The following is a 25,319-nucleotide window of genomic DNA, read 5'->3' on the forward strand; positions in this document are numbered from 1 at the left end:
TCGCCCAAAGCATCCTCACGACCAATGGGACCGCGCGGTATCGATCTGGAAGTCGTCGATGGGTTGAATGTGGTCGGAGGCAGGCTGGTCGAGGTTCACGGATGCGTGCGACACCGTCGTCGATGCATCACTGGCGTCGATTTGCTCCGTCCATGCGCCCGCAGCCCCGTGGCTCGGGTCGGTTGCGCCGTCCGCCATCAGCAGAAGAATGTCGGAACCGGACAAGTCCTGGGTGGTTCCGACATCCGCAGCGGCCATGAGGCCGTGAGCCTCCGCTTGGGCGGGCGGAGGATCGTCCACGACGACTTCGACAGTCTTGGATATCGAGGCTGCCCCGTCGCTGTCACGCAATGTCACGGCGATGCTGCGTGATCCGGCAGTGAGACCGGACGCGTCTCCACTCTCCAGAACCAGAGATTGCAGTACGGCTGCATACGTCGCAGGATTGGCATTGCCACTCAGGGTCAGGGTGCCGGTACCGATGGCATATCCGCCGCCCACCACCTCGATCCCGGTATCGCCGACCATCATGCGCCCGTTCTCGCTGTGGAGGGCGTAGCCGTCGAAGTCGAGACGGTCGCTGGGCTGCGCCCCCGACAAGGTGATGGTCGCGCCGCTGAGCTGCGGACTGTCAATATCCTGGACCTGTGCCGAACCGATCGCATCCGCCTGATGTGCCCCGGCTCCCGCATGGGCCGGTGCCGTCAGCAGCACTTCCGGTGCGTCGTTCACAGCGTCGATGGTCACCGTGAAAGGCATCGTCTTCGTTGCGGTCTGACCGGTGGCTTCAGTGCTGGTGGCCTGAATGGTCAGATGGAGAGCGCCGTTCCAATCCTCGGCAGGGATGAGCTGGAGACCGGCCAGATTGCTCGCAGGCACCCTCCACTCGCCATTGCCGATTGCCTCGCCGTGGGAGAGCTTGAAGTTGCCCGGAATCCCGAGAATGCTGACAGACAGCGTCTCGGATCCATCGGTATCGACAAGTGCTGCGGACAGGTTCAGCGGGATCGTGTGATCCTCCTGCCCCACTGCACTGGCTGCGGTCACCACCGGCGCATCGGCAACCGCGTTCACGGTCACCGTATGGGAGCCGGTCACTTCCTGGCTCACGGTGATGCCATTGCCTGTATCCGTGATGGTTGCTTTCAGGGTCAGGCTGAAATCGGCATCGCTGTGATCTGCGAGCCGGATCGACACGAGACCCGCACGCAGGTCGGCGGTCGAGACCTGCCAAGTACCGGGCCTGAGCTCCGAACCGAGACTCAGGCTGGCACCTGTCGGAAGGCCCGACACCTGCGTAAATTCGGACCAAGTCTCGGACCCGTCGTTGTCCTGGAGCGTGAAAGTCGGATTGAGCGGAATCGGAGTGTCCTCGTCCCCCCGACTCGCGCCATTGATCGTACCGGCATCCGCCACCGGGTTGAGATTTACTGTGAAATCGACCGCGGTATGGGCGGTCGGTCCCCCTGCGCTCTCGGCGGAGATGCCGGTGAGCGTGACGGTAAAGGAGCCCGACACCTGCGGCGGTGGCGTGAAGGTCAGCCCGTTGAGCTGCGCCGGTGTGAGAAGCCAGCTGCCGTCGGCCTGCTTCGTACCCGCATTGAGGCTCGCGCCGACCGGCAGTCCGCTGAGCACGAAGCTCAGGCTCTCCGATCCATCGGTGTCCCGCAAAGCGCCACCCAAGCCTGTGAGGCTGATCGTCGTGTCCTCGTTGCCGGAGAAATTGACCACCGTTACATCCGGTGCGTCCGCCACGGCATCGACCTGGACCCGGAAGGTCGCTTCGCTCGTGGCGGTCCCTCCGGCGCTTTCTTGAGTGATGGCACTCACGGTGAGAGCAAATGTGCCCGAGAAGTTCTGCGGCGGGGTAACGGCAAGGTGTGGCAGGTCGGATGGAGACACGATCCAGGTTCCATCCGCCTGACGCGTGCCATGGTTGAGGGTGGCCCCGGCCGGCATATTCGAAATGACCACTGACAGCGTTTCGGAGCCGTCCCGGTCGGTCAGGGCTGCTGAGAGATTCAGGGCAATCGGCTGGTCCTCCAGACCGGATGCATCACGGGCGCTCACGACGGGTGTGTCGGCCGCAGCATCCACCTTCACCTGGAACGTGGCATGGGTAGTCGCCACCGAGCCGTTTGACGTCTCGCGCGCATGGGCCTGCACGGTCAGATTCATGGTCCCGCTCCAATCGGCGGGCGGCGTTATGGTCAAACCGGAGAGTTGCGAAGGCGTGAGCGTCCAGCTGCCGTCGCCGTTATTGATGCCTTTGGACAGGCGAGCACCTTCAGGCAGACCTTGGATTACCAGCGAGAGAACTTCTGAGCCGTCGGTGTCGATCAGAGATGCAGAGAGGTCGAGCGTGATCGTCCCGTCCTCCTGACCGATCGCGTCATGCACGGTCACTGTCGGGGCGTCCGCAGACGGCGTGATCGAGACGGCAATCGTCCGGCTCGTCTCCTGCGTGTCGCCGTTGCTCGTTTCCCGGGTTGTCGCATCGACCTTCAGAACGAAAGTTCCATATGCGTTCGAAGGCGGCACGAAGCGCAAGCTCGCGACGTTCGCCGGATCGATCGACCACTTTCCGTCACCAACATTTAGGATGCCGTCACCCTCGAGACGAGAGCCTGCCGGCAGACCGGAGATGACGACTGACGTGACGGTTTCGCTCTTGTCACTATCTCCTGTGGTAACGGAGAGATTGAGCGGAACCGCCGTATCCTCTACGCCGGTTGGCGGGTTCGCGCTGATGACGGCATCATCGGCGACCGCAGCGACCTCCACATTCAGCGCGGTCTTCGTGGTCGTCTTGCTGCCCGTGGCTTCCGTCGAAATTGCGATGACTTCCAGTTTGATCGTGCCGGAGAAATCTGACGGAGGAGTCAGGCTCAGGTTATCCAGCTGGTCGGGTCGCAGAACCCACGCCCCGGTCATCGGATCTTTCACACCGGCCGACAAATTTGCGCCTGCGGGAACGCCTTCGATGCGGATGCCGAGTGTTTCCCTGCCGCCATCCGAGTCCTGGATTCCGGCTTTGATGGACAATGCGATGCTGCGATCCTCGTCGGTTCTTGCGTCCTCGATTTTCAGGTCGGGTGCCTGTGCGACAGGCGGGCTGACGGGTACTGTGCCCGATCCGTCGCCACCGGTGCCTCCACCTCCACCGGCAGGCGCCGTGACCGTCACCGGGACCACTTCGCTCGCCTCGGATTTGTCACCCTCTCGCTCGACACCGACAGCCGTCACGGTCAGGTTGAAGCTCCCGGTGAATCCGGCAGGTGGACGGATGGAGAGTGTCGGCAGAGCCTCGACGGGAACGAGCCATAATTTGTCACCGGCCGGAATGCCGGCCGAGAGGGTTGCTCCGTCCGGCACATCCCGAATCCAAATGTACAGCGTTTCGGAGCCATCGGTGTCGCCAGGGACGGCGGTGATGTGGAGCGGAATCCGACCCTCATCCGGGTTGATGCTGTTGTGACCTGTGCCATTCGCCGCTGAGAAGGTCAGCACGGGCGTATCGGCATCGCCGGTCGGATCCACCAACATCTGCCCGCCGATCGTGGCCTGTACGCCGCCGCTATCCTCGATCGTCATTGTGACATGCAGGGTGGCAGCCCTGTCGCTGTCGTGGGGCATGGTCAAGGTCACGCCGGCCATGTCGCGAGCGGAGATCTTGTAGAACCCGTTCCCATCGGCGCTGACAACAGTTTTATCTGCTAGGCGCAGGACGGCGCCGTCGGGGATCCCGCTGATGAGAATGTCACCGACTACCTTTTCCGAGTTGTCGCTGTCCCTGAGACCGGGATTAAGATGCAGCGCGATAGCCTGATCCTCTGTCCCTCGCATGGTTCCCCAGTTTCCCGAGGTCCCGTCGAGACCGCCGACGGCAGGAACATCCACAACCGCCTTCACCTCGACGGGGAAGTTGACGGGAGTCGTTGCCTGATCGCCTCCCCGCTCCTCCTGCGAGATCGCAGTGACGGACAGGTTGATGGTCCCCGAAAAGTTGGCCGGTGGCAGCAGCGTCACCAGCTTGGCCTCCTCAGCCGTCAGGGACCAAACTCCCGGGCCGCGGTAGGTACCGTGGGATAGGAGGGCGTCATCCGGCACTCCCCTGATCACGAAACTGAGCGTCTCGGATCCATCGTTATCCGGCAGGGTAGCCGTGAGATTGAGAGCGATCGGGCTGTCTTCGAAACCGCTGGCTCGGGTAACATCCATGACGGGAGCATCGGCGACGGCCCGCACCGTGACTGAAATGTCCCGCGGCTCGCTTTCGGCTCGGCTGCCATTGGGCTCCACCGAGATGGCGGACACTTTTACGCTGAAGTCTTCGTCCGAATGCGCAGGAGGCGTGATGGTCACACTGTTCACCCGAGCGGGATCGACCGACACGCTCCCGTCGACGATGGTCAGTTCCACGCCGCCGGCCCGCACCACCGCTCCAGCCGGAATGCCCGTGATCCGGAACGCGACGATTGTTTCCGAACCGTCCCGATCGGTGGTCCAAGCCGCCATGTTCAGCGGAATGGCCGTGTCCTCCTCGCCCACCGCCGGAGCAACGCGCAGTCCCGGCGCATCGGCCACCGCATCGACCGTGACTTGGAACGGCACTTCTCGCACTTCCGTTTTTCCGGTCGACGTTTCTTTAGCCGTCGCTTCTATCTTTAGATCCAGCGTGCCTGAGAAATCCGCCGGCGGCTTCAGAGATAGACTCGAAAGATCCTTTGCGTCTACGAGCCAGGAACCGTCCGACTGGAATGTACCCTTCGTCAGGGACGCCCCGCTTGGCACGCCGTAGATCCTGACGGTCAGGGTTTCCGATCCATCCGTATCGACCAGCGAGGCCGAGAGGTTGAGTGCAATCTCCTGATCTTCCTTCCCGGACACGTCCGTTGCGCTCACGTTCGGCGCATCGGTCACAGCTTTAACCTTGACGTCGTAAGTGCCCGTCACATCCTGGCTGACCGTCTTCCCGTTGCCGGTGTCATTTAGGGTTGCAGTAAACGTCAGGGTAAAATCGGTGTCGCTGTTCTCCGGCGGTTTGATCTGTACCAAGCCCGCTCGGAGATCCGCGGTGGAAACCGTCCAGACTCCGCCCACCAGCGTTCCTCCGCTGAGCGTGGCGCCCGAAGGGACACCGGAAATCTGCGTGACGTCGGACCACTTTTCCGATCCGTCCTTGTCGGGCGTATCGAAATTCGGAGTAAGCTTGATCCACGTATCCTCGTTGCCCCTGACGGAGCCGCTGATGGTGCCGTGATCCAGCACCGGATCGAGATTCACGGTGAAGTTGGCCGAGTTCAGAGCCTTCGCCGCCCTGGGATCGCTCTCCGTCGCAACGGCCGTCAGCGTCAGATTGATTGTGCCGGAAATGTTCGCCGGCGGTGTGAGGACCAGGCCTTCGAGCTGGGCCGGCGTGAGAAGCCAGCGGCCGTCCCCCTGTTTGATGCCGGCATTGAGCGTTGCACCCGAAGGCACGGTGAGCAGGAAGCTCAGGCTCTCCGAACCGTCGATGTCGTGCAGGGCCCCACCCAAACCCGTGAGGGTAACAGGCTCGTCCTCGCGACCGGAGAAGTTCGCCACCTTGACGTCAGGGGTATCGGCAACTGCGCCGACCTGCACGCGGAAGTCGACCGTGCTGATCGCCGTATCGCCGCTGCGCTCCTTGGAGGTCGCCTCGATGCGCAGGTTCAGGGGACCGGAAAAATCATGGACTGGAGTGAGCGCCAAGCGCGGAACGTCGGCAGGAGACACGCTCCAGCTGCCGTCCGCCTGGCGGGTGCCGTGGGACAGCGATGCGCCGGCAGGCACACCGAAGATGACGACCGACAGCACCTCCGAACCGTCCTGGTCCTTCAGCGTCGCCGAGAGGCCGAGCGGAATCGACGTATCCTCAAATCCGCCAACGTCATGTGCTGTGATCTGCGGTGCATCGGCAACCGCCTCCACGTCGACCTTGAACGGGGCGCGGACGATCTCGGACGATCCGTTGGAGGTTTCCCGCGCCTGCGCCACCAGGGTCAATGCCATGGTGCCGCTCCAGTCGACCGGCGGCGTCAGGGTCAGTCCGGAAAGCTGGGAAGGCGTCAGCGTCCAGCTGCCATCGCCATTGTCGATGCCGGCGGAAAGACGTGAACCGGCCGGCAGTCCCTCGATCACGACCGAGAGAACCTCCGAGTTGTCGGTATCGGTCAGGGCTGCCGAGAGGTCGAGCGCAATCGGCCGATCCTCTTTCGTGGCCGCATCGTGCACGCTCACGTCGGGAGTGTCGGCGATCGCCTCGACGTGGACCTGGAATGGTGAATCGGTCGTCGCTATCGCACCGTTCGTGCTCAGCGCGGTCGCGCGCAGGGTCAGGTCGATCGGGCCAGAATAGTTCTTCGGGGGCAGGATGGAAAGATCGGCCAGATCGGCCAAGTTGACCTGCCAGCTGCCGTCGGCGGCACGAGAGCCGTGCGACAGCGACGCGCCCGCCGGGACCCCAAGGATGCTCACCGACAGGACTTCCGAACCGTCCGTATCGGTCAGGGCCGCGGAGAGGCTCAAGGCAATCGACTTGTCCTCCCAACCGGAAGCATCATCCGTGTTGACCACGGGGGCATCGGACACGTTGTCGACCTGTACCTGGAAGTTGGCGCTCCGCGTCGCCGTCGAGCCGTTCGAGCTCTCGCGGGCGGTCGCCTGAAGCGTCAGGTTGATCGTTCCGGAGAAGTCCGATGGCGGCGTGATGGAAAGATGGGTCAGATCGGCGGCAGACACCTCCCAACTGCCGTCAGGTTGCCGAGTCCCGTGCGAGAGGGATGCGCCAACCGGCACGCCGAGGATGCTCACCGACAGGATTTCCGATCCGTCGTCGTCGACGAGCGCGGCCGAAAGATCGAGCGGGATCGGCTGATCCTCATCTCCGGACACATCGGCCGCCGACACCGCGGGAGCATCGGCAACGGCGGCGACGGCGACCGTATGGGTTCCCGTCACCACCCGGCTGACGCTCGTGCCATTCGCACTGTCGGTCAGCATCGTTGTAAGGGTAAGGGTGAAATCCTCATCGCTGTGCTCGGCCGGTCGGATCGTTACGAGTCCAGCGCGCAGATCGGCAGTCGATACCTGCCAAACACCAGGCGAGACTTCGCTGCCACGGTTGAGCGCAGCACCCGGCGGCAGGCCGGCGACCTGGGTGAACTCCGACCATGTCTCCGAGCCGTCCGCATCCGGAGTCGCAAAGGTGGGCCGGAGCAGGATCGTCGTATCTTCCGATCCCTCACTCATGCCGCCGACAGAGCCGGCATCCACGACCGGATCGAGACTCACCGTGAACGTGGCGGAGGAACGGGCGCTTGGCACGCCCGGCTCGCTCTCGGTCGCGACGGCCGTGAGCGTAAGGGTGAATTGTCCGGATGCCTGTGGCGGCGGGGTCAGGGTCAGACCTTCGAGTTGTGCAGGCGTCAGGGCCCAGCGCCCCCACCAAGCGCCGTGCCGGCACTGAGTGTGGCTCCGGCCGGAACACCGCTGAGCACGAAGCTGAGGCTCTCAGAGCCATCCGTATCACGCAGTGCACCGCCGAGGCCGGCAAGGCTCACCGGCATGTCCTCCTGGCCATAGGCATCGGCGACCATCACGCCGGGCGTATCAGCCACCGCATGCACCTGCACCTGGAAGGACGCTTCGACGATAGCCGTCGCGCCGTTCAACTCGTGCGACGTCGCGTGCAGTTTGAGGCTGAAGGTACCCGAGAAGTTCGGAGGTGGGATGAGCGCCAGATGAGGCAGGTCCGCGGGAGACACGCTCCAGCTGCCATCGGACTGGCGTGTGCCGTGCGTCAGAGAGGCGCCTTCGGGAACGCCGAAGATCTTGACCGACAGCAGCTCCGAGTTGTCGGTATCGGTCAGGATCGCCGAGAGGTCGAGAGCAACCGACTGATCCTCCCTCCCTTTTGCGTCGGTGACCTGCACAAGCGGAGGAGAAGCCGCGATGTCGCGCGGCTCTTCCGGCGCCGGCTCGTCCGTCGTAGGTCGCGTAGTCGTATCCTGCTCATCCGGCGACGGGACCTGCGTCATGGCCTGGTCCGATTCCGGGGCGATCGGAGAGCCCGGTACAGGCGAAGTATAGCCCGACGAACCGCGGGCCGTTGCGATCCTCGGCGGTGCGAGGGTGTGTGTTGCAGCCGATGAAACCAGGGTAGACGGCTCAGGCAACGGGGCATCGAGTGCCATCGACGTGCCTGCTTGAGCCGGTGCGTCCAGCACGTCCAATGGCGCGTCCGCCGGACGCTGCGTTGGCTCTGTGGTAAGAGGCATGACGCCATGCGATCCACCCGAGCCTCCTCCGGATGGTGCTCCCGGCACCATGCCGAAGGCCGCAACCGCCTCCGTTCCCCCGACAAGATTGCCGCTGGCGCCGCCGTCGCCTACGGGAACCGTGCGCTGCACGGCACGCAGGGCGCGCAGGGCTTCCTCATCGACGACGCTGGCGTCGAATGGAATGGTCAGGTCGGGTTGCTGGGTCATGGGTGCGCTCAGCGTTCGTGGAAGGATGCCGCCATGGCCGAATAGATCGGCTTCAGCAGGTACTGCAGCACCGTCTTGGTGCCCGTGGTGATGTCGGCCTGGACAGTCATGCCAGCGACGATCTGCGCGCGACGCGGATCGTGGCCGACATGCTGCTGCTTAAGAGCGATGCGCGCGCGGTAATGCGGCTGCCGCTGCTCGTCGAGGAAGGTGCCCGCCGAAACGCGCTCCACCTGGCCCTCGACGGAACCGAAGCGGGCATAGTCGAAGGCCTGGACCTTCACGTGCACCGGCTGACCGACCTCGATGAAACCGATGTCGCGCGGCATCAGCCGGACGTCGGCCACGAGTTGCGTGTCCTGCGGCATGATCTCGGCGACCAGCCCGCCGGGCGGCAGGACGGTACCGGATCGATGGACCGCCAGCCCGCGCACGACGCCGCCGATGGGCGCGCGCAGCATGATGCGCTCGGCACGGTCTTCCAGCTTGCGGACGACTTCCGTCGTCTCGGCAATGTCCAACGCAACGCGCGCCGCTTCCTGACGGGCCTCGTCCACCGCGGCGGACTGCGCCTCGACGACGCGGGCTTCAGCCTCGGCCAAACTGCGTTGCGCTGTGGCGCGCTGTCCGGTCAACCGCTCATGCTCGGCCTTCGCACTCATGGAAAGCCGCTGCGCTTCCAGCACCGAAAGGCGGGTCGTCAGGCCGTTGCGGGCGAGTTCCTCGCGAATCCCGAGTTCCTTGGAATGCAGCTCCATCTGCTCCTGCACCGCGGCGATCTGCCCCGCCATCGTCGCCAGATCGCCGCGTCGCTGCGCCACCTGCTCCTGCAGAACCGACACGCGATCGGCCAGAGCCCGCAGGCGCGCGTTCAATGCGGCGCGCTGCGGCTCGACAAAGAGACCCGACGTCAAGGGGGACGGTCTGCGCCTCCCCGCCGGCATGGGCGACCATCCCAGCCGCCGGTCCCTGGCGGCTGCGCGTATCCATGGCAAGGACATTGCCATCCGCGGCCGCCGCAAGGCGTTGCGCCTGCAACTGCAGGGACTCGAGCCGGTGACGCGCCTGCGACAGCTCGGATTGCGCCACAGCATCATTCATACGCAGCAGAGGCTGCCCCGCCTCGACCGCCTCGCCTTCGTCCACAAGCACCTCGGCGACGATTCCGCCCTCGAGATGCTGAACGGGCGCGGGCGCGGCCGTCGGAGTGATCTCGCCCACGCTGACTGCGACCTCCGGTACATGGGCCAGGGCCGCCCAGGTAAGGCCCGCGGCAACGAGGAGCCCGGTGCCGAGCACCACGGCTCGCTCCAGACCGCTGACGCGGAGCTCTTCGAGCGCCAGCACATGACCGTCGGGACGCGGCTGACGGCTGGCACGCGGCAAGGAGCGCCGCTCGACGCTCGGAGGCTGGATTTCGCCGTTGGCGAGAGATGTTGCGGTCTTGCTCATCATGCAACTTTCGAGCTGTTGGCAGCGGACAGGTTCGCGAAGGCGGCATTCGCCAGCGACGGGCCGATGGGAGCTCTTGTGGGACGGGGCCCGCCGGGAGCCGTCTGCTGGTCGAGTTCTTCCACCTGCCCATCGCGCAGGCGCAGGACGCGATCCGCCAGCCGGATATGGCTCGGCCGGTGCGTTGCCATGAGGATGGTGCAGCGGCCGCGGCGCGACGCGATGACGTCGGTGAAGGCCTTCGCGCAGGCGTCGTCGAGCCCGGCGACCGGTTCGTCGAGCAGCAGGATCGGCGCGTCGCGCAACAAGGCACCGGTGAGAGCGATGCGCTGCAGGATGCTGCGCGGCAGCCGGCCACTCTGATTGTCGCCGACACGGGTGTCGAAGCCCTGCGGCAGGGACTCGATAGCCTCGAGCACGCCGGCCTCCTCAGCCGCTGCGCGCAACTCCGCGTCGGAGGCACTGGGGCGGGCGAGACGCAGGTTCTGCGCCACGGTGCCGTACAGAAGCCCCGGCGATTGCGGCACCCAGCCGATGCTGCGACGGAGCACGGCAGGGTTGAAGGAACGCACGTCGTGGCTGTCGATCCGCACCAAACCGCCCTGTGGCCTGTAGAGACCGGCGATCAGCAGCAGCAGAGTCGACTTGCCGCTGCCTTCGGCACCCGTCACCGCTACGACCTGCCCCGGCTGGATGGCGAAGCTGGCTCCGGCCAGGACCGGCTCGGATTGCGGGAGATAGCGCAGGGTCACGCGCTGGAACACGATGGCGCCCTGCTCCGGCGGCGCCATGCGCGCCTCGAGCGGCGGAGGCCGCTCGGTCTCCAGAGCCATCAGCCCATCGACCTGGCGGATGGAGGCCTGGGTCTGTTCCCAACGGGAGAGCATGACGAAGCAGGTCTGCATGGGGCCGAGAATGCGCCAGATCAGCATCATGCCGGCGATCAACGCGCCGGCCGTCATGGCGCCTGCCAGAACCGAAAGCACCCCCATGACCACGGCGGCCAGCCCCGACAGGGTGACCAGCGCCTGGCTCGTGGCAAGCACCGAACCGGCGAGCGTGCTGACCCGCGCCGAGGATACGGCGGCCGCAGCGGCTGCAGAGGAATAGCGGTCGATCCAGCGTTCCTCCGCTCCAACGAGCTTGAGGGTCCGGACGGTTTCGAGCGCTTCCACTGCCAGCGCTTCCCTCATCTGGTTGGCGCGGGCGGCCTGCTCGATCGCTAGTCGCATCGGTCCGCGGGAGATCAGGAACAGGATGATGAAACCAACAGCCGTGCCCACCGGCACGAGCGCGATCCAGCCTCCCAGCACCAACATCAGGACGATCACCAGCAGGGTGAAAGGCATGTCGAGCAGAGCGACGGCGAAACTGCCCGTGAGGAACTCGCGGATTGCTGCGAAATCCCGCAGGCGCGACACCTGGGAGGCCGTTCCGGCCCGCTCCACCAGCGCAGTCGGCAGTGACATGAGCTGCGTAAAGACGGCGCTCGGCACGAGGCGGTCGAGCCGCTCGGCAATGCTCAGCAGAGCGCGTTGCCGGATGGCGCGGAAGGCAACCTCGAGAAGGATGGCGGCCGCTGCGCCCGCAACGAGCATCGGCAAGGTTTCCGGGCTGTAGCCCGCGATCACGGTATCAAACACCGTCATGGTGAACACGGGTACGGCGAGACCAAGCACCGCCATCAGACCGCTGACGCCGAGCAGGGCGGGCAGATCGCCGCGGAAGCGTCGTGCAATGCCGCTGAACCAACTCTGACGCGGGGCCCCGGCGTCCGTATCGATGACGAGCATCAATGTGCCCCGTAGCGCATCGGGATCACAGGGCTCAACCTCGCCGGTCGCACCGTCGAGGAGCAGGACCTGCCCCTCTTCATCGCGATAGACGATCGCCGCCGCATCGCCCGCCGGGAGCAGGATGGCAGGCAGACGCCTCGGATCCAAGGTGCCCCGCGACAGGCGCTCCATCCGGGTCGGATAACCGAGGATGGCAAGGGTGTTCCGCACATCGGTCAGGTCGATGTCCGGTTTGACGTGCGGGAGAGCCGACAGAAGATCGTCCGCACTGCCGGGCCATTCCATCAGCCAGAGCATGGTGGAGAGGCAGCGGGCGAGATCGGAGGGAGCCAGCAGATCGTCCGACAGTTCCAGCGGCGCGCGCGAGCGGTCTTCTCTTATCGGGCTCATGACACGCGCTCCAACCGGCTGTCCCGGATCGCATAGACCCTGTCGGCGATGTTCAAGGTGGAGGGCCGGTGCGTGACGATGACCACCGTCACCCTGCCCCGCAGATCCGCCAGCAGGCGGGCAAGGCGGGCATCGCTGTCGCCGTCGATCTGCGATGTAATGTCGTCGAGGAGCAGGATGCGCGGCTCTTCCACGAGTGCACGAACGACGCCGATGCGTTGGGCTGCACCGCGCGGCAACGGCGTGGCGGCCACACCGACCTGGGTATGCCAGCCGCCCGGCAGAGCACTGGCAACCTGATCCAATCCCAGTTCCGTTGCCAGACGGAGGGCCAGGCCCTCCCGCTGCGGCTGGTGCATGGTCAGGTTCTGCAGCAGTGTGCCACGGACCAGCGCGGGATCGGGCGGCACCAGTGCGACCAGCCGGCGCGCCGGCCCGACATCGACCTCGGCGAGATCCTGTCCATCGATATGAACGCGACCGCTCGTCGCCCTCAGGTCGCCTGCGATCAGGCGCAGCAGAGCCGAACGGCCGGACCCGTTGGAACCCGTGATGCCGACGATCTCGCCGGGCTGCGCTTCCAGATTGAGACCGTCGAACAGCCAGTCGGAATAGCGAGGGTTGCGGAAGCGGACATCCTGCAGAAAGACGTGCCCCGCCGATATCTGCAACGACGGCCGGTCGGGGCTGCGCTCCTGCGGAAGGGCGCCAATCTCCGCGACGCGTCTCTTGCTCTCCTTGAGCGATTGCAGGCGCGACCACAGGGCAACGCCGCCGAGGAGCGGCTGCATGGTGCGACCGACCAGCATCGTGCAGGCGCCGAGGCCGCCGACGCTGAGATGCCCGTTCAGCACCATATGGCAGCCGAAGGCCGCCACGCCGACGGTGGCAACCTGGGCCAGCAGCATGCCGCCCTCCTGCCCCATCGAGATCGTGTGCGACAACTTCCGGCGCAGTTGGGCAGAGCCGATCTGCAAACGCTCGTAGCGCCGCTCGAGCAAGGGCTCGGCGCCCAGCACCTTCATGGAATGGATGCAGCTCAGGGTATCGAAGAGAAAGTTGAAGCGGCGCTCCTCGGCCATAGCGAGGTTATGGGCGGCGTGGCGCACGCGATGCCCTGTCAAAGCAGCCAGGAGTCCAACACCCGCCAGAAGCGTCAGAGGCACCAGGACGAGCGGACCGGCCAGGTACCAGATGCCGATGAGGTAGAGCAGCGCGAAAGGCAGGTCGAGCATCGCCTGAAGCGCCGGGCCAGACCATGCCTCGCGCAGGGTGCCGATGGCGGAGAGGCGCTCGGCGTAATAGCCGTTGCCATGCGCCTCCAGCTCCGACAGAGGAGCGTTCAGCAGGCACTGCATGGCCTGACGATGCGCCTGCGCCTCGGACGTTGCCGCAACCCGGGCGAGCACCCGACCGCGCACATGGCGCAACAGCGCTTCCAGCAGAACGGCGAAGGCCACCGTCGTGGCGAGCACCGCGAGGGTGCCGACGGCCTTGTTCGGCAGGATCCGGTCGTAGACCTGGAGCAGCGCAACTGGAAGAGCCAGGGCCAGCAGAGTGATGAGCAGGGTCGCCTCGAGCACCGGGATCAGGAACGCGATCCCGAAGCGGCCGATCAGACCTCTGAACGGGCGTGTCAGCCAGGGGCCGGAGGACGCCATCGAGGGCGCCCCGGAAGAGACGGCGGACCGATCCATAATGCTACCAATGGCCTTTCGGCCGAGAAAATACTGACGATATCTTTGGTGGAATATACCGGGCTCTCACCGGTATGGCGGGGCGGCATCATGCCTTTGGACCGTTCTCAGCTCAGTGAGAGCCCAACCCGCCATGAGTATCAGCGTATTGCTACACTAGAATTCGGAAATATTTTCTTATAAGTCAACGCAATGTCATGCCCGACATGCCGTTAATGTTTTGGTAAAGTTAATACTGGTCGATATTTGCGTTGCTGAACGCTCATTCAGAGACGTTACGGAAATTTGAAATCAAATCTTCCTAACGTCCCTCAGGTTCCCCTTGCCGATGGCTCCGACCTATTCTCGAACGCCCGATCAGGGTGAGAGTCAGTCCCCTCACCTTTCGGAAGGTCTGCCGGGTTTTCGCAATGGATGATCTTAATCATCAAGATCGACGGGAGGCGTTCCGTAGGTGTGGAACGACTCGACCGTCTTCATGCCCCAGGCCTGTCCCTTCTTGCGCTCCTCCTCCGTCCATACGATCGGCTTCCAGTCCGGTGCGAGGATGAGGCGGGCGCCGGCGTTGCACACCTCGACCCGGTTGCCGCCGGGCTCGTAGACATACAGGAAGAAGGTCTGCTGAACCGCGTGCTTGTGCGGGCCGGATTCGATGGGCACCCCAGCTTCCAGAAAGATGTCTGCCGCTCTTAAGACATCCTCGCGGCTATCGAGGGCGTAGGTCAGGTGGTGGAACCGGCCCTTGGCTCCAGTATGGTCGCGGGTAAAGGCGAAGTCGTAGCTCTTGTTGGTCAGCGCCATCCACATGCCGGCTTCAGTACCGTCATTGAGGACAATCTGCTCGGTCAGTCGGCATCCGAGATACTGCTCATAGAAGATCCGGTTGGCCCGAATATCCGAGGCAAGACAATTCAGGTGATCGAGCCGTCGGACATTGACGCCCCGAGCCGGAAAACGCTGGGCCTGGTTCTTCAAGGCTGGCTTCAGCTCCGGCGGAGCCTGATACCACTCGGTCTCGTAGTACAGCTCGACGACGTGCCCGTCCGGATCGCGGCACAGGAAGGCCGGGCCGTGGCCAAGATCGCCATCAGTCCAGCCGATATCGTGGTCGGACCCTTTCAGGGCAGCCACCCGACGCTCCAACGCCTGCTGGCTGCGCGCGCGGAACGCCATGTGGCCCATGCCCGGCTTCTTCGACGCAGTGAGCTTGAGCGAATGGCGCTCGTAATCGTCCCAGCCGCGGAGATAGACCGAGTCGCCCTGCCGGCCGCTCTCCGTCATGCCGAGCACATCGATGAAAAAGCGCAGGCTCTCGTCCGGCTTCGGCGTGAGCAGCTCAAGGTGGCCAAGATGGGCCAGGTCGAGCACCGGTTCGTCTTGCATCATGATGTCTCTCGCGCGCAACAATGGTTGCGAGGGAACCCGAAGGAGCTCCCTCGCCTACCCGATCAAGCTGCCTTTTTGGCTCCGGAGCCGGGGCTGCCCCACACCTCTTCGGCGATCTCGACGATCATGCGCAGCTTGGCCCACTGCTCGTCCTCGGCAAGCGTGTTGCCCTCCTCCGTGGAGGCAAAGCCGCATTGAGGCGAGAGGCAGAGCTGGTCGAGATCGACGTATTTGCTGGCCTCGTCAATCCGGCGCTTGATGTCGTCCTTCTTCTCGAGAATGCCCGTCTTGGAGGTTACAAGGCCCAGTACGACGGACTTGCCCTTCGGCAGGAAGCGCAGGGGCTCGAAGCCTCCGGCACGGTCCGTATCCCATTCCATGAAGTAGCCATCGACCGGCATGCGGTTGAAGAGAACCTCCGCGACCGGCTCGTATCCGCCGGACGCGATGAAGGTCGATCGGAAGTTGCCGCGGCACAGATGCATGGTGATCGTCAGATCGTCCGGCTTGTCCTTGAGCGCCTCGCGCACCATGCCGGCATAGATCTCGGGCTGCTTCTCCGGATCGTCGCCGCGCTGGCGCAGCATCTCGCGTTGTTCGGGGTCGCAGAGATAGGCGAACGAGATGTCGTCGAGCTGAAGGTAGCGGCAGCCGGCGTCGTAGAAGGCGTGAACGGCCTTGTTGTAGGCCTTGCCGACATCGGCATAAAAGTCGCCCATGTCCGGATAAACGCCCATGTTCATCATCTTCCGCCCGCCGCGGTAGTGAAGCATGCTCGGACCCGGAATGGTCATCTTCGCCACGCGATCCGTGTTGTCCTTTACGAAGCGGAAATGGTCGATCATCGGATGATGGCCGGAGAAGCCGACCCTGCCGGTGACCCGCAGAGCTTTCGCAATGCCGACACCGCCCTTGAAGTTCATGCCGGAATCGGCCTCGACGGAGGTGACGCCATCGAGATGTTCCAGGAAGTCGAAATGCCAGAAGGCGCGGCGGAACTCGCCATCCGTCACCGCCTGCAGGCCGATCTCCTCCTGGCGCTTGATCAGAGCCCGGATCTCGCGATCCTCGATCTCCTTCAAGGCCTCATCCGAGATTTCGCCATCATGATGCTTGTGGCGCGCCTCCTTCAAGGCGGCGGTCCGGAGCAGGCTGCCGACCATATCGGCGCGGAAAGGCGGTTTGGTGCGTTGCATGGCTATTCCTCTCGTTAGGTTGTTCTAATGCGCGGCCGCGCGCGCAGGCTTTTTCTTGGCGGTGACACCAAGATGCTGCTCAAGAGCTGCCGGATCCTCGATGAGGGACCGGCTCGAACCGGCGTGAACGATCGTGCCGCGGTCGAGAATGACAGCGTTGTCGGTCACGCCCAGGATCTTCTGAGCGTGCTGCTCCACGACGATGGCCGACATGCCCTCCCCGCGGATGATGCGCTTCAGAGCTGCCAGCAGCTCTTCGATGATGATGGGCGCCAGTCCCTCCGTCGGCTCGTCCAGCAGCATGAGCTTGGGATTGAGCACGAGCGCGCGGGCGATGGCCAGCATCTGCTGCTCTCCGCCGGAGAGCTGGTTGCCGAGATTGGAACGGCGTTCCTTCAGGCGCGGAAACATCTCGTAGACCCGGCTCACGTTCCACGCCCCTGGACGTGCGACGGCGGTGAGGTTTTCCTCCACGGTCAGCGACTTGAAGATGTTGCGCTCCTGCGGCACCCAGCCGATGCCGGCATGCGCCCGCTTGTCGGGGCGCGTCGTCGTGACGTCCTGACCATCGAGCATGATGGTGCCGCCGCGTTGGCGGGTCACGCCGATGATCGTGTTGAGCAGGGTCGTCTTGCCGGTCCCGTTGCGGCCGAGCACCGCGAGGGATTCTCCAAGCTTGAGGGAGAGGTCGATCTTCGAGATCACGACCGCCTCGCCATAACCTGCGGAGACTTGGCTGAGCTTCAGAAGATCACTCATCGACGCTCTCCCCGAGATAGACGGCCCGGACCCTGGGATCGGTCGAGACCTCCTCGACACTGCCTTCGGTAAACAGCGCGCCATTGACCAGAACCGAGATCCGGTCGGCAAAGCTGAAGACCAGATCCATGTCATGTTCGATCAGGAGGACCGAAACATCCCGCGGCAGGGCCGCCACCGTGGCAAGCAGTTCGTGACGCTCGGCCTCCGGCACGCCGGCTGCCGGCTCGTCGAGGAGCAGCACGCGAGGCCGGCATGCAAAGGCAACGGCGATCTCCAGAAGGCGCTGCTTGCCATAGGCGAGGTTCGAGGTGCGCTCATCCAAGACATCGGTGAGGCGGAAGCGCTGGGCGATCTCGACGATTTCGTCGACGATCTCACGCTTGCTGCCGATCACGCGCCACCAGTCGCGCCCTCCTCCAAGCCGCTCCGACACGGCAAGGCCCAGGGTCTCGAGGGGCGTCATCGCCGGAAAGAGCTGGTTGATCTGGAACGTGCGGGCGAGACCGCGCTGGACCCGCAACTCGGGCCGCAGGCGCGTGATGTCCTCGCCTTCCAGCAGGATCTGCCCGGATGTCGGCGTGAGCACGCCCGTGAGGAGATTGATGAACGTGGTCTTGCCGGCGCCGTTCGGTCCGATGAGAGCATGGCGGGCACCCTGCTCCAACTTGAACGACACGTTGTCCGTGGCCACAAGGCCGCCGAAGCGCTTGATCAGGCCCTTTGTTTCAAGAGCGGCCGCCATATCAGACCTCCCGGGCTGTCGTTGTCGGCAAGGGTTGCGGGCTATCCGCCGCCAGGCTGCGTCTCGACCGCGGCCACAAGGCCCTGATCCGATCCGTCAGCCGCTCGCGGCCAGCTAGGACGATGAGAACCAGGATGAGTCCGATCCAGAACTGCCAGTATTGCGGCGTCCAGGCCGAAAGGACATCCTGCAGCACCTTGAAGACAACGGCGCCGATGAGCCCGCCATAGAGATAGCCGACGCCCCCGATCACAAGAACCAGCATCACGTCGGCAGAACGGTGGAAGGCAAGCACGTCGAGGGAGACGAACTGCGTCGTCTGCGCCAGCAAGGCGCCGGCGACGCCTGCATAGGCCGCCGCCAGCGTATAGATCGTCACGAGGCGGCGGTTGACCGGAATACCCACTGCGCGGGCGCGCAGGGGATTGTCGCGGATTGAGCGCAGCGACAGGCCATAGGGCGACACGACGATCCTGCGCGCGAGAACGAAGAGGACGAACGTCACCACGAGGCTGTAGGTGTAGGCGACTGTCCCGAAGATATCGAACTCAAACAGGCCGAGGATCGGCCCCATGCTGATGCCCTGAAGGCCGTCGGCCCCGCCGGTCAGCCAGGACATCTTATTGGCCAGTTCACCGAGGACGAGGGCAACGCCCAGCGTCACCATCAGCTTCGTCAGGTCCGAGCCGCGCAGGACGAGGAAGCTGGTGGCGAATCCAAGGATTGCCGCAGCAATTGCCGCAACGCCCAAGCCGACAAGAGGATCGCCCACGCCGTTCCTGGCGAGAATGCCGGCCGCATAGGCGCCCAGACCAAAGAAGGCGGCATGTCCCAGGGACACGATGCCGGCATAGCCGAGGATCAGGTCCAGAGACAGGGCGAACAGACCGATGATCGCGATCTCGTTCAGAATGAGATGGCGCTCGGGCAGGAAGAACACGGTCGCGGCCGCCACGAGCCAGAAGGCGATCTCGCCCAGGCCCCATCGCCCCCTTCTGCTCAGTGCCGACCTGACTTTATCGGCAGTATTGGACTGCATCGGCTTGTTTCCTATCGGCTCAGCGCGCACGGGCGAACAGCCCCTGTGGGCGAAGAACGAGAACGACGATCATGAGTGTGTAGATGACGAAGGCACCCAGGCTCGGCACGTAGTACTTACCGGCCACATCGGCGATTCCAAGGAGCAGGGAGGCCAGGAAGGGGCCGGTGATGCTGGTGGTACCGCCGACGGTGACGACGATCAGGAAGTAGATCATGAACTTGAGCGGGAATGTGGGATCGAGCCCCAGAATTTCCGCACCCAAGGCTCCACCCAGGCCCGCCAGGCCGGAGCCGACCGCGAAGGTGGCGGCGAAGATCACGCTGACATTGATGCCGAGCCCGCGGGCAACACGCGGATCGTCCACCGCGGCCCTTAGACGGCTGCCGAACCGGGTTTGGGTGAGGATGAATTGCAGGGCGACCACGAGAACGCCGCACACGGCGATGATGAAGCTTCGATACAGGCCGACCTGGATACCGAAAATCTCGACACGCCCTTGAAGCCAGGTCGGGATCTGAATCATCTGTTGCTGCGATCCCATGGCGTAATCGACCGCAGCCACGGCCATGAATACCAGGCCGATCGAGAACAACACCTGATCGAGATGGCTGCGCGTATAAAGCCGCTTGTAGAGCGTCCGCTCGAGCACAAGCCCTGCAAGAGCCGGCACGAGGAAGGCTAGCGGGAGGGTCAGGAGGAACGGTACGCCATAGCGGTTCATCAGAACGGCCGTCACATAGCCACCGGCCATGGCGAAGGCGCCGTGAGCCAGGTTGACGAAGTTCATGAGCCCGAGCGTTACGGCAAGCCCGCAGGCCAGCACGAACAGCAGCATGCCGTAGGCGATACCGTCAAAGAGGATGGTCAGCACCGTTCTCTCCAGGAAACGCGAGACAAGCGCCACCTCCTGGCGGCGCTTGTCTCATGGTTGTCAGTTGGACTTTGCGGCTTTCACCGGATCCTTGACGTTCGGGATGGTGGCAAACTCCACATTGTAGAGCTCGCCGTCCTTGCGCTCGACCTTGCGCACATAGATGTTCTGGATGATGTCGCGGGTCTGCGGGTCGATGGACACCGGACCGCGCGGGCTGGTCCAGCTCATTCCCTTCATGGCGTCGATCAACGCCTGACCGCCGGCGCCGTTGGTCTTCTTCAGGCCCTCGTAGATCAGGTGCATGCCGTCATAGCCGCCGACTGCCATGAAGTTCGGCCGCATCCCGTTGTTGGCCTTCTTGAAGGCCTCGACGAACGCCTTGTTCTCCGGGCTGTCATGAGCGGCGGAATAGTGTTGGGTCGTGATCGCCCCGAGCGCCACATCGCCCATGTTGTTGAGCAGATCGTCATCCGTCACGTCGCCGGGGCCGATCAGCTTGATGCCGCTCTTGTCGAGACCGCGCTCGACGAACTGCTTCATGAACTGGGCACCGATGCCGGAAGGCACGAACACAAACAGGGCGTCCGGCTTGGCATCCGCCACCTTCTGCAGGAAGGGCGAGAAGTCGGGGTTCGCAAGCGGCACCCGCAGGTTCTCCACCTGCCCGCCCTTCGCCGTGAAGGCTGAGGTGAAGGCCTTCTCGGCATCGATGCCCGGTCCATAATCGGATACGAGCGTCGCGACCTTCTTGATGCCGTTCTGTGCAGCCCATTCGGCCATCGGCACCGTGGCTTGCGGCAGGGTGAAGCTGGTGCGCACAATATAGGGGAAGCCTCGGTGATCGTTGCCGTAGCCGCGGCCATCACCACAGCCGGCACCTTCGCCTGGGTGGCGAGCGGCGCCGGGGCAAGAGCTAGAGGCGTCAGGCCAAAGCCTGCCATCACGGCGATCTTGTCGTTGACGATCAGTTCCTGTGCCAGGCGCTTGGTCACGTCCGCCGTGCCGGTGTCATCCTTGACGATGAGCTGGATCTTCTTGCCGGCGACCGTGTCGCCTTTCTGCTGCATGTAGAGCTTCGCGGCCGCCTCGATCTGGCGCCCCGTCGACGCGAACGGACCCGTCATCGGCAGGATCAGGCCGATCTTTACCGTCTCCTGAGCCGATGCCGCCCCGGTCAGGGCCAACACGGCCGCAGCCCCTAGGAATGTGCGTCTCAACATATTTCCTCACTCCCTCTTTGGCTTTTTAGCCATTCACCTTAAGCGCGGATGCGCCGTTTGATGAGCGCAGAACCCGGCACAAGGTCCATGTCCCTCTGGTTTGTAAGCGCTCTTTCCAGATTACGATGGGCAATGCGCGCATGCTCGCGCATGATCGCCTCGGCCCGGCTCCCCTCCCGCCGTTCGATGGCGCTCAGGACGCAGCGATGCTGATCCTGGGCCACGGTCAGAATATGATGCAGCTCCGGCGAGCGGGACTGAACGGGAACCAGGGCACTCGCTGAAGCAAAAGGCAGGGCACTGGCCCGTTCGAGCTGCCGCGCCAGGGGCGGAGAGTCGGCCATATCGATCAGGATGCGGTGGAACCGGGCGTTCAGTTCGACATATTGCGAGAGGTCGATCTCAAGCATCTCACGGCGGATGACCTCATCGATTTCATCGAGACATTCAGCGGCATGGAGAAGCGCGGAACGGCTGGCGCCATGCTCGGCAGCAAGGCGCACGGCAAGGCCCTCGAGGGTTCCGCGAATTTCGATGGAAACGAAGACCTCCTTTTCCGAGAAAGCCTTCACGGAAAATCCGCCGGACGGGATGGCCTCCAGCAGACCCTCTTCCTCAAGCCGGACGAGGGCCATGCGAACCGGGGTTCGAGAGACGCCGAGCCGCTCGACCATCTGCAGTTCGGACACCCGCTCGCCAGGGTTCAACGCCCCACGAAGAACGAGCTCGCGCAGAGCAAGCTGCGCCTTCACGGTCTGAGAGAGCGAGCGGTCGCTGGCTTTGTCCATGCTCATCAGGCTGCCCGATCCGCGGTGTCGATGGTGATGCTGCCGCCAGCGACCCGCGAGACGCAGGTGCAGAGTTTGGTATTGGCAGCCTTTTCCTCGTCGCTGAAGAACACGTCGCGATGGTCGACGATGCCGTCGACCTCCAGGATGTGGAGCGCACACAAACCGCACTCGCCGCGCCGGCAATCGGAGATCATCCCGACACCTGCGGTCTCGAGGGCATCGAGCATGGTCTGGTTCTGCGGAACGTCGACCACGAGGTTGAGGCGGGGAATTTTGACCTTGAAGGGCTGAGAGGCGAAGCGGCCACTGTTGCCGAAGGTCTCGAACCGCAACTGATCGACCGGACGGCCGCTCTGCTGCCATACGCGCTTCGCGGCTTCCAGCAAGCCGATGGGGCCACAGACATAAAGCTCGCCGCCGGGCGCCAGCCGAGCGATCTCGGAATCGAGATCCACCCTGCCACCATCCTCGTCGACGAACATCTGCAGCCGGTCGCCGATGCGCTCGCGCAGCTCGTCGGCGAGAGCGGCATCCTCTCTGCGACGGCAGGCATAGAGCATCCGGAAATTGGCATGGATGTCGGCGAGCGCAATCGCCATGGTGTAGATCGGCGTGATGCCGATCCCCCCGGCGAGCAGGAGATATTCCGGCCGACCCCGGCCGAGGTCGAAATGATTGCCCGGAGTCGAGATGGTGAGTTGGGCTCCCGGCTTCAGGCTCCACATATAGGCGGAGCCGCCCCGGCTGTCGCCGAGGAGCTTCACCGCAAGCCGGTAGATGCCGTCCGTGCACGGTCCGACGATGGAATAGGATCGCACGTCGGGCCGTTCGCCGATCTGCACCGTTACGTTAATATGGCTGCCGGGCTTCGGGACGACGAAGTCTCCCGAAGGCTCGATCTCGAAGAGCCGGATGTCGGGAGTGAGATCCCGTGTCCGAAGCAGCTTCGCGGCCCGCCAGTCGAGTTGCTCGGCCATCGTCGGACCTACTCGGCCGCCTGGCTCGGCACGTGAGGCTGTGGACCATATTCATCGTCCAGCATCCCGTCGATCAGCTTGCGCGCCCAGAGCGCGCCCGCATCGATATTGAGATTGTAAAACGGCATCCGCGGGTTTCTGTCGATGGCGATCTGCTGCGCCTCGAGAACCGCATGATCCTGATCGTAGACGCCCTTGCCATCATTCACGTGGGCCTTGTTGATGTCCCGAGTGAGCTGCTCGTCGTCCGTGCGGAAGGTTCTGACGAAGTTCCAGAAATAATGACAGGTCTTGTCTGTCTCCGGCGTGATGGCGGCCAGGAAGGCTCCGTTGACGCCCTGCGAGCGGTCACCTTGAGGAGCGCCCGTCCCCGTTACGGCAACGCCTACGTCGCCGACGACGATAGACGGCGCCTGGAAATAGATGATCTGCCACCGGTCCACATGCTCGCCCGGCCTGTCGAGCTGCTTGGCCCAGAAGGGCGGCGGCTCGATATCGATCATCCAGCGCGTCACGGTCGCGGTGCGATCGGAATGCGTGACGTCGAAGGGTGCACTGGTGATCGCCTCGTCGCCGATGCTGCCGGCATGGACATAGGTCTCGTGCGTCAGGTCCATGAGATTGTCGATCACGAGACGGTAGTCGCATTTCAGGCTGTAGAAGGTGCCGCCCTCGCCCACCCAATCGGTGCCGTCGTTCCAATGGAAGTCCGGGATCTTGGTCGGATCCGCCAGAGCGGGATCTCCGGGCCAGAGCCAAACGAGACGATGCCGCTCGGCGACAGGATAAGAGCGGACGCAGGCCGACGGATTGATGGTCTTCTGCGCCGGCATGTAGGTGCATCGGCCGGCTGAATTGAAGACGAGACCGTGATAACCGCAGATCACCTGATCGCCCTCGAGGCGTCCCATGGAAAGCGGCAGCAGCCGGTGCCAGCACGCATCCTCCAGGGCCGTTATCTGTCCGTCGGTGCGGCGATAGAGAACCACGTCCTTATCGCAGATGGTCCGGGCTGCGAGCTCATGCTCGATCTCATGGCTCCAGGCAGCGGCATACCAAGCGTTGAGAGGAAAGGCTTTGGCGTGCGTCATCTGTTTTCTCCCTCAAAACAGGTTGTATACAGACAAGAGACGGAAGCAACTATACTTGAGGCTAATGCGGGTGTTTCAAGAGGCTGTTCAAGATGATATTGCCCAGCCTGTATACATAAAACGAAAGCGCCATCGTGCGATGGCGCTCTCGGTCGTCGACAGGCTCAGTTGGACTTTGCGGCTTTCACCGGATCCTTGACGTTCGGGATGGTGGCAAACTCCACATTGTAGAGCTCGCCGTCCTTGCGCTCGACCTTGCGGATGTAGACGGTCTGGACGATGTCGCGGGTCTGCGGGTCGATGGACACCGGACCGCGCGGGCTGGTCCAGCTCATTCCCTTCATGGCGTCGATCAAGGCCTGACCGCCGGCGCCGTTGGTCTTCTTCAGGCCCTCGTAGATCAGGTGCATGCCGTCATAGCCGCCGACTGCCATGAAGTTCGGCCGCATGCCGTTGTTGGCCTTCTTAAAGGCTTCCACGAACGCCTTGTTCTCGGGGCTGTCGTGCGCTGCCGAGTAGTGGTGGGAAGTGACGGCGCCAAGCGCCACATCGCCGATATTGTTGAGCAGATCATCGTCAGTGACGCTGCCCTCGGCCAGGAAGCGGATACCGCTCTTGTCGAGGCCGCGCTCGACGAACTGCTTCATGAACTGTGCGCCGACGCCTGAGGGCACGAAGGCCAGTAGGGCATCGGGCTTGGCATCCGCCACCTTCTGCAGGAAGGGCGAGAAGTCGGGGTTCGCGAGCGGCACCCGCAGGTTCTCCACCTGCCCGCCAGCCTTGGTGAAGGTCTCGGTGAAGGCCTTCTCGACGTCGATGCCGGGGCCGTAATCCGACACGATGGTGACCACCCGCTTGAGCCCCTCCTTCGCCGCCCATTCCGCGAGAGGCACCGTGACCTGCGCCGCCGTGAAGCTGGAGCGCACGATATAAGGCGACTGCTCGGGAATGATCGAGGTGGCAGCCGCCATCACCACTTCCGGCACCTTCGCCTGCGTCGCCAGCGGTGCCGTCGCCAAGGCGAGCGGCGTCAGGCCGAACCCTGCCAGGACGGAGACCTTCTCCTGAACGATCAATTCCTGTGCCAGGCGCTTGGTCACGTCGGCCGTGCCGGTGTCATCCTTGACGATGAGCTGAACCTTCTTGCCGGCGACCGTGTCGCCCTTCTGCTGCATGTAGAGCTTCGCAGCCGCCTCGATCTGGCGCCCCGTCGAGGCGAAGGGACCCGTCATCGGCAGGATCAGGCCGATCTTTACCGTCTCCTGAGCCGATGCTGCTGCCCCACTGAGGGCCAGCATGGCGGCCGCTGCACTCGCGGCATTTATGAAAGTCCGTCGTAGCATTTCTCATTCCTCCCGTTTGAGCCTTCCCCAGCTTTCGTGTCGGGCACTTG

15 protein-coding genes and 1 pseudogene are annotated in these 25,319 nt (G+C 63.9%); all 16 read right to left on the reverse strand.

All coding sequences use genetic code 11. The annotated features are described in order from the left end of the window. Positions 1 to 15 precede the first annotated feature (15 nt). The 16 genes and pseudogenes from ACD578_RS08965 to ACD578_RS09040 all read right to left on the reverse strand — a co-directional run bounded on the left by ACD578_RS08965 (position 16) and on the right by ACD578_RS09040 (position 25,269). Positions 16 to 7,347 carry a hypothetical protein gene (locus ACD578_RS08965; protein ID WP_404292418.1) on the reverse strand — a complete coding sequence of 2,444 codons (7,332 nt, stop codon included), beginning with the start codon at positions 7,345 to 7,347 and terminating at the stop codon, positions 16 to 18. 101 nt (positions 7,348 to 7,448) lie between these two features. Continuing rightward, on the reverse strand, positions 7,449 to 8,510 hold the full coding sequence (locus tag ACD578_RS08970; protein WP_404292420.1) for a hypothetical protein: 1,062 nt from the start codon (positions 8,508 to 8,510) through the stop codon (positions 7,449 to 7,451). Between the two features lie 8 nt (positions 8,511 to 8,518). After that, complete coding sequence (locus tag ACD578_RS08975; protein ID WP_404292422.1) at positions 8,519 to 9,424, reverse strand: HlyD family type I secretion periplasmic adaptor subunit; 906 nt, start codon at positions 9,422 to 9,424, stop codon at positions 8,519 to 8,521. A 537-nt stretch (positions 9,425 to 9,961) separates the two neighbouring features. After that, complete coding sequence (locus ACD578_RS08980; protein WP_404292424.1) at positions 9,962 to 12,148, reverse strand: peptidase domain-containing ABC transporter; 2,187 nt, start codon at positions 12,146 to 12,148, stop codon at positions 9,962 to 9,964. After that, positions 12,145 to 13,809 (reverse strand): peptidase domain-containing ABC transporter, encoded by a 1,665-nt coding sequence (locus ACD578_RS08985; RefSeq protein ID WP_404292426.1) that lies wholly within the window; start codon positions 13,807 to 13,809, stop codon positions 12,145 to 12,147. Before ACD578_RS08985 ends, ACD578_RS08980 begins: the two co-directional genes overlap by 4 nt. Before the next feature lie 456 nt (positions 13,810 to 14,265). Further along, entirely contained in the window at positions 14,266 to 15,228 is a 963-nt protein-coding gene (locus tag ACD578_RS08990) for a catechol 2,3-dioxygenase (protein ID WP_404293760.1), read from the reverse strand. Positions 15,229 to 15,293: 65 nt separating this feature from the next. After that, complete coding sequence (locus ACD578_RS08995) at positions 15,294 to 16,427, reverse strand: 5-methyltetrahydropteroyltriglutamate--homocysteine S-methyltransferase (RefSeq protein WP_404292428.1); 1,134 nt, start codon at positions 16,425 to 16,427, stop codon at positions 15,294 to 15,296. Positions 16,428 to 16,451: 24 nt separating this feature from the next. Next, positions 16,452 to 17,186 (reverse strand): ABC transporter ATP-binding protein, encoded by a 735-nt coding sequence (locus ACD578_RS09000; protein ID WP_404292430.1) that lies wholly within the window; start codon positions 17,184 to 17,186, stop codon positions 16,452 to 16,454. After that, complete coding sequence (locus ACD578_RS09005; RefSeq protein WP_152710160.1) at positions 17,179 to 17,931, reverse strand: ABC transporter ATP-binding protein; 753 nt, start codon at positions 17,929 to 17,931, stop codon at positions 17,179 to 17,181. The genes ACD578_RS09000 and ACD578_RS09005 overlap by 8 nt, the downstream gene beginning before the upstream one ends. A gap of 1 nt (position 17,932) precedes the next feature. Beyond that, a complete protein-coding gene (locus ACD578_RS09010; protein ID WP_404292432.1) occupies positions 17,933 to 18,970 on the reverse strand; it encodes a branched-chain amino acid ABC transporter permease in 1,038 nt (345 codons plus the stop codon). A gap of 19 nt (positions 18,971 to 18,989) precedes the next feature. Further along, positions 18,990 to 19,844, reverse strand: a complete 855-nt coding sequence (locus tag ACD578_RS09015) for a branched-chain amino acid ABC transporter permease (protein ID WP_404292433.1) — start codon at positions 19,842 to 19,844, stop codon at positions 18,990 to 18,992. Between the two features lie 60 nt (positions 19,845 to 19,904). Then, positions 19,905 to 21,067: pseudogene (locus ACD578_RS09020) on the reverse strand (ABC transporter substrate-binding protein). Positions 21,068 to 21,105: 38 nt separating this feature from the next. After that, the gene (locus ACD578_RS09025) at positions 21,106 to 21,861 is read right to left on the reverse strand and encodes a GntR family transcriptional regulator (RefSeq protein WP_404292435.1); all 756 of its coding nucleotides are present in this window, start codon (positions 21,859 to 21,861) and stop codon (positions 21,106 to 21,108) included. Then, positions 21,861 to 22,835 (reverse strand): PDR/VanB family oxidoreductase, encoded by a 975-nt coding sequence (locus tag ACD578_RS09030; RefSeq protein ID WP_404292437.1) that lies wholly within the window; start codon positions 22,833 to 22,835, stop codon positions 21,861 to 21,863. Before ACD578_RS09030 ends, ACD578_RS09025 begins: the two co-directional genes overlap by 1 nt. Positions 22,836 to 22,843: 8 nt before the next feature. Continuing rightward, positions 22,844 to 23,926 (reverse strand): Rieske 2Fe-2S domain-containing protein, encoded by a 1,083-nt coding sequence (locus ACD578_RS09035; protein ID WP_404292438.1) that lies wholly within the window; start codon positions 23,924 to 23,926, stop codon positions 22,844 to 22,846. A gap of 164 nt (positions 23,927 to 24,090) precedes the next feature. Next, a complete protein-coding gene (locus ACD578_RS09040) occupies positions 24,091 to 25,269 on the reverse strand; it encodes an ABC transporter substrate-binding protein (protein ID WP_404292439.1) in 1,179 nt (392 codons plus the stop codon). Between the last annotated feature and the right edge of the window lie 50 nt (positions 25,270 to 25,319).

It is taken from the genome of Microvirga sp. RSM25, assembly GCF_044784385.1.
GTDB lineage: Bacteria > Pseudomonadota > Alphaproteobacteria > Rhizobiales > Beijerinckiaceae > Microvirga > Microvirga tunisiensis.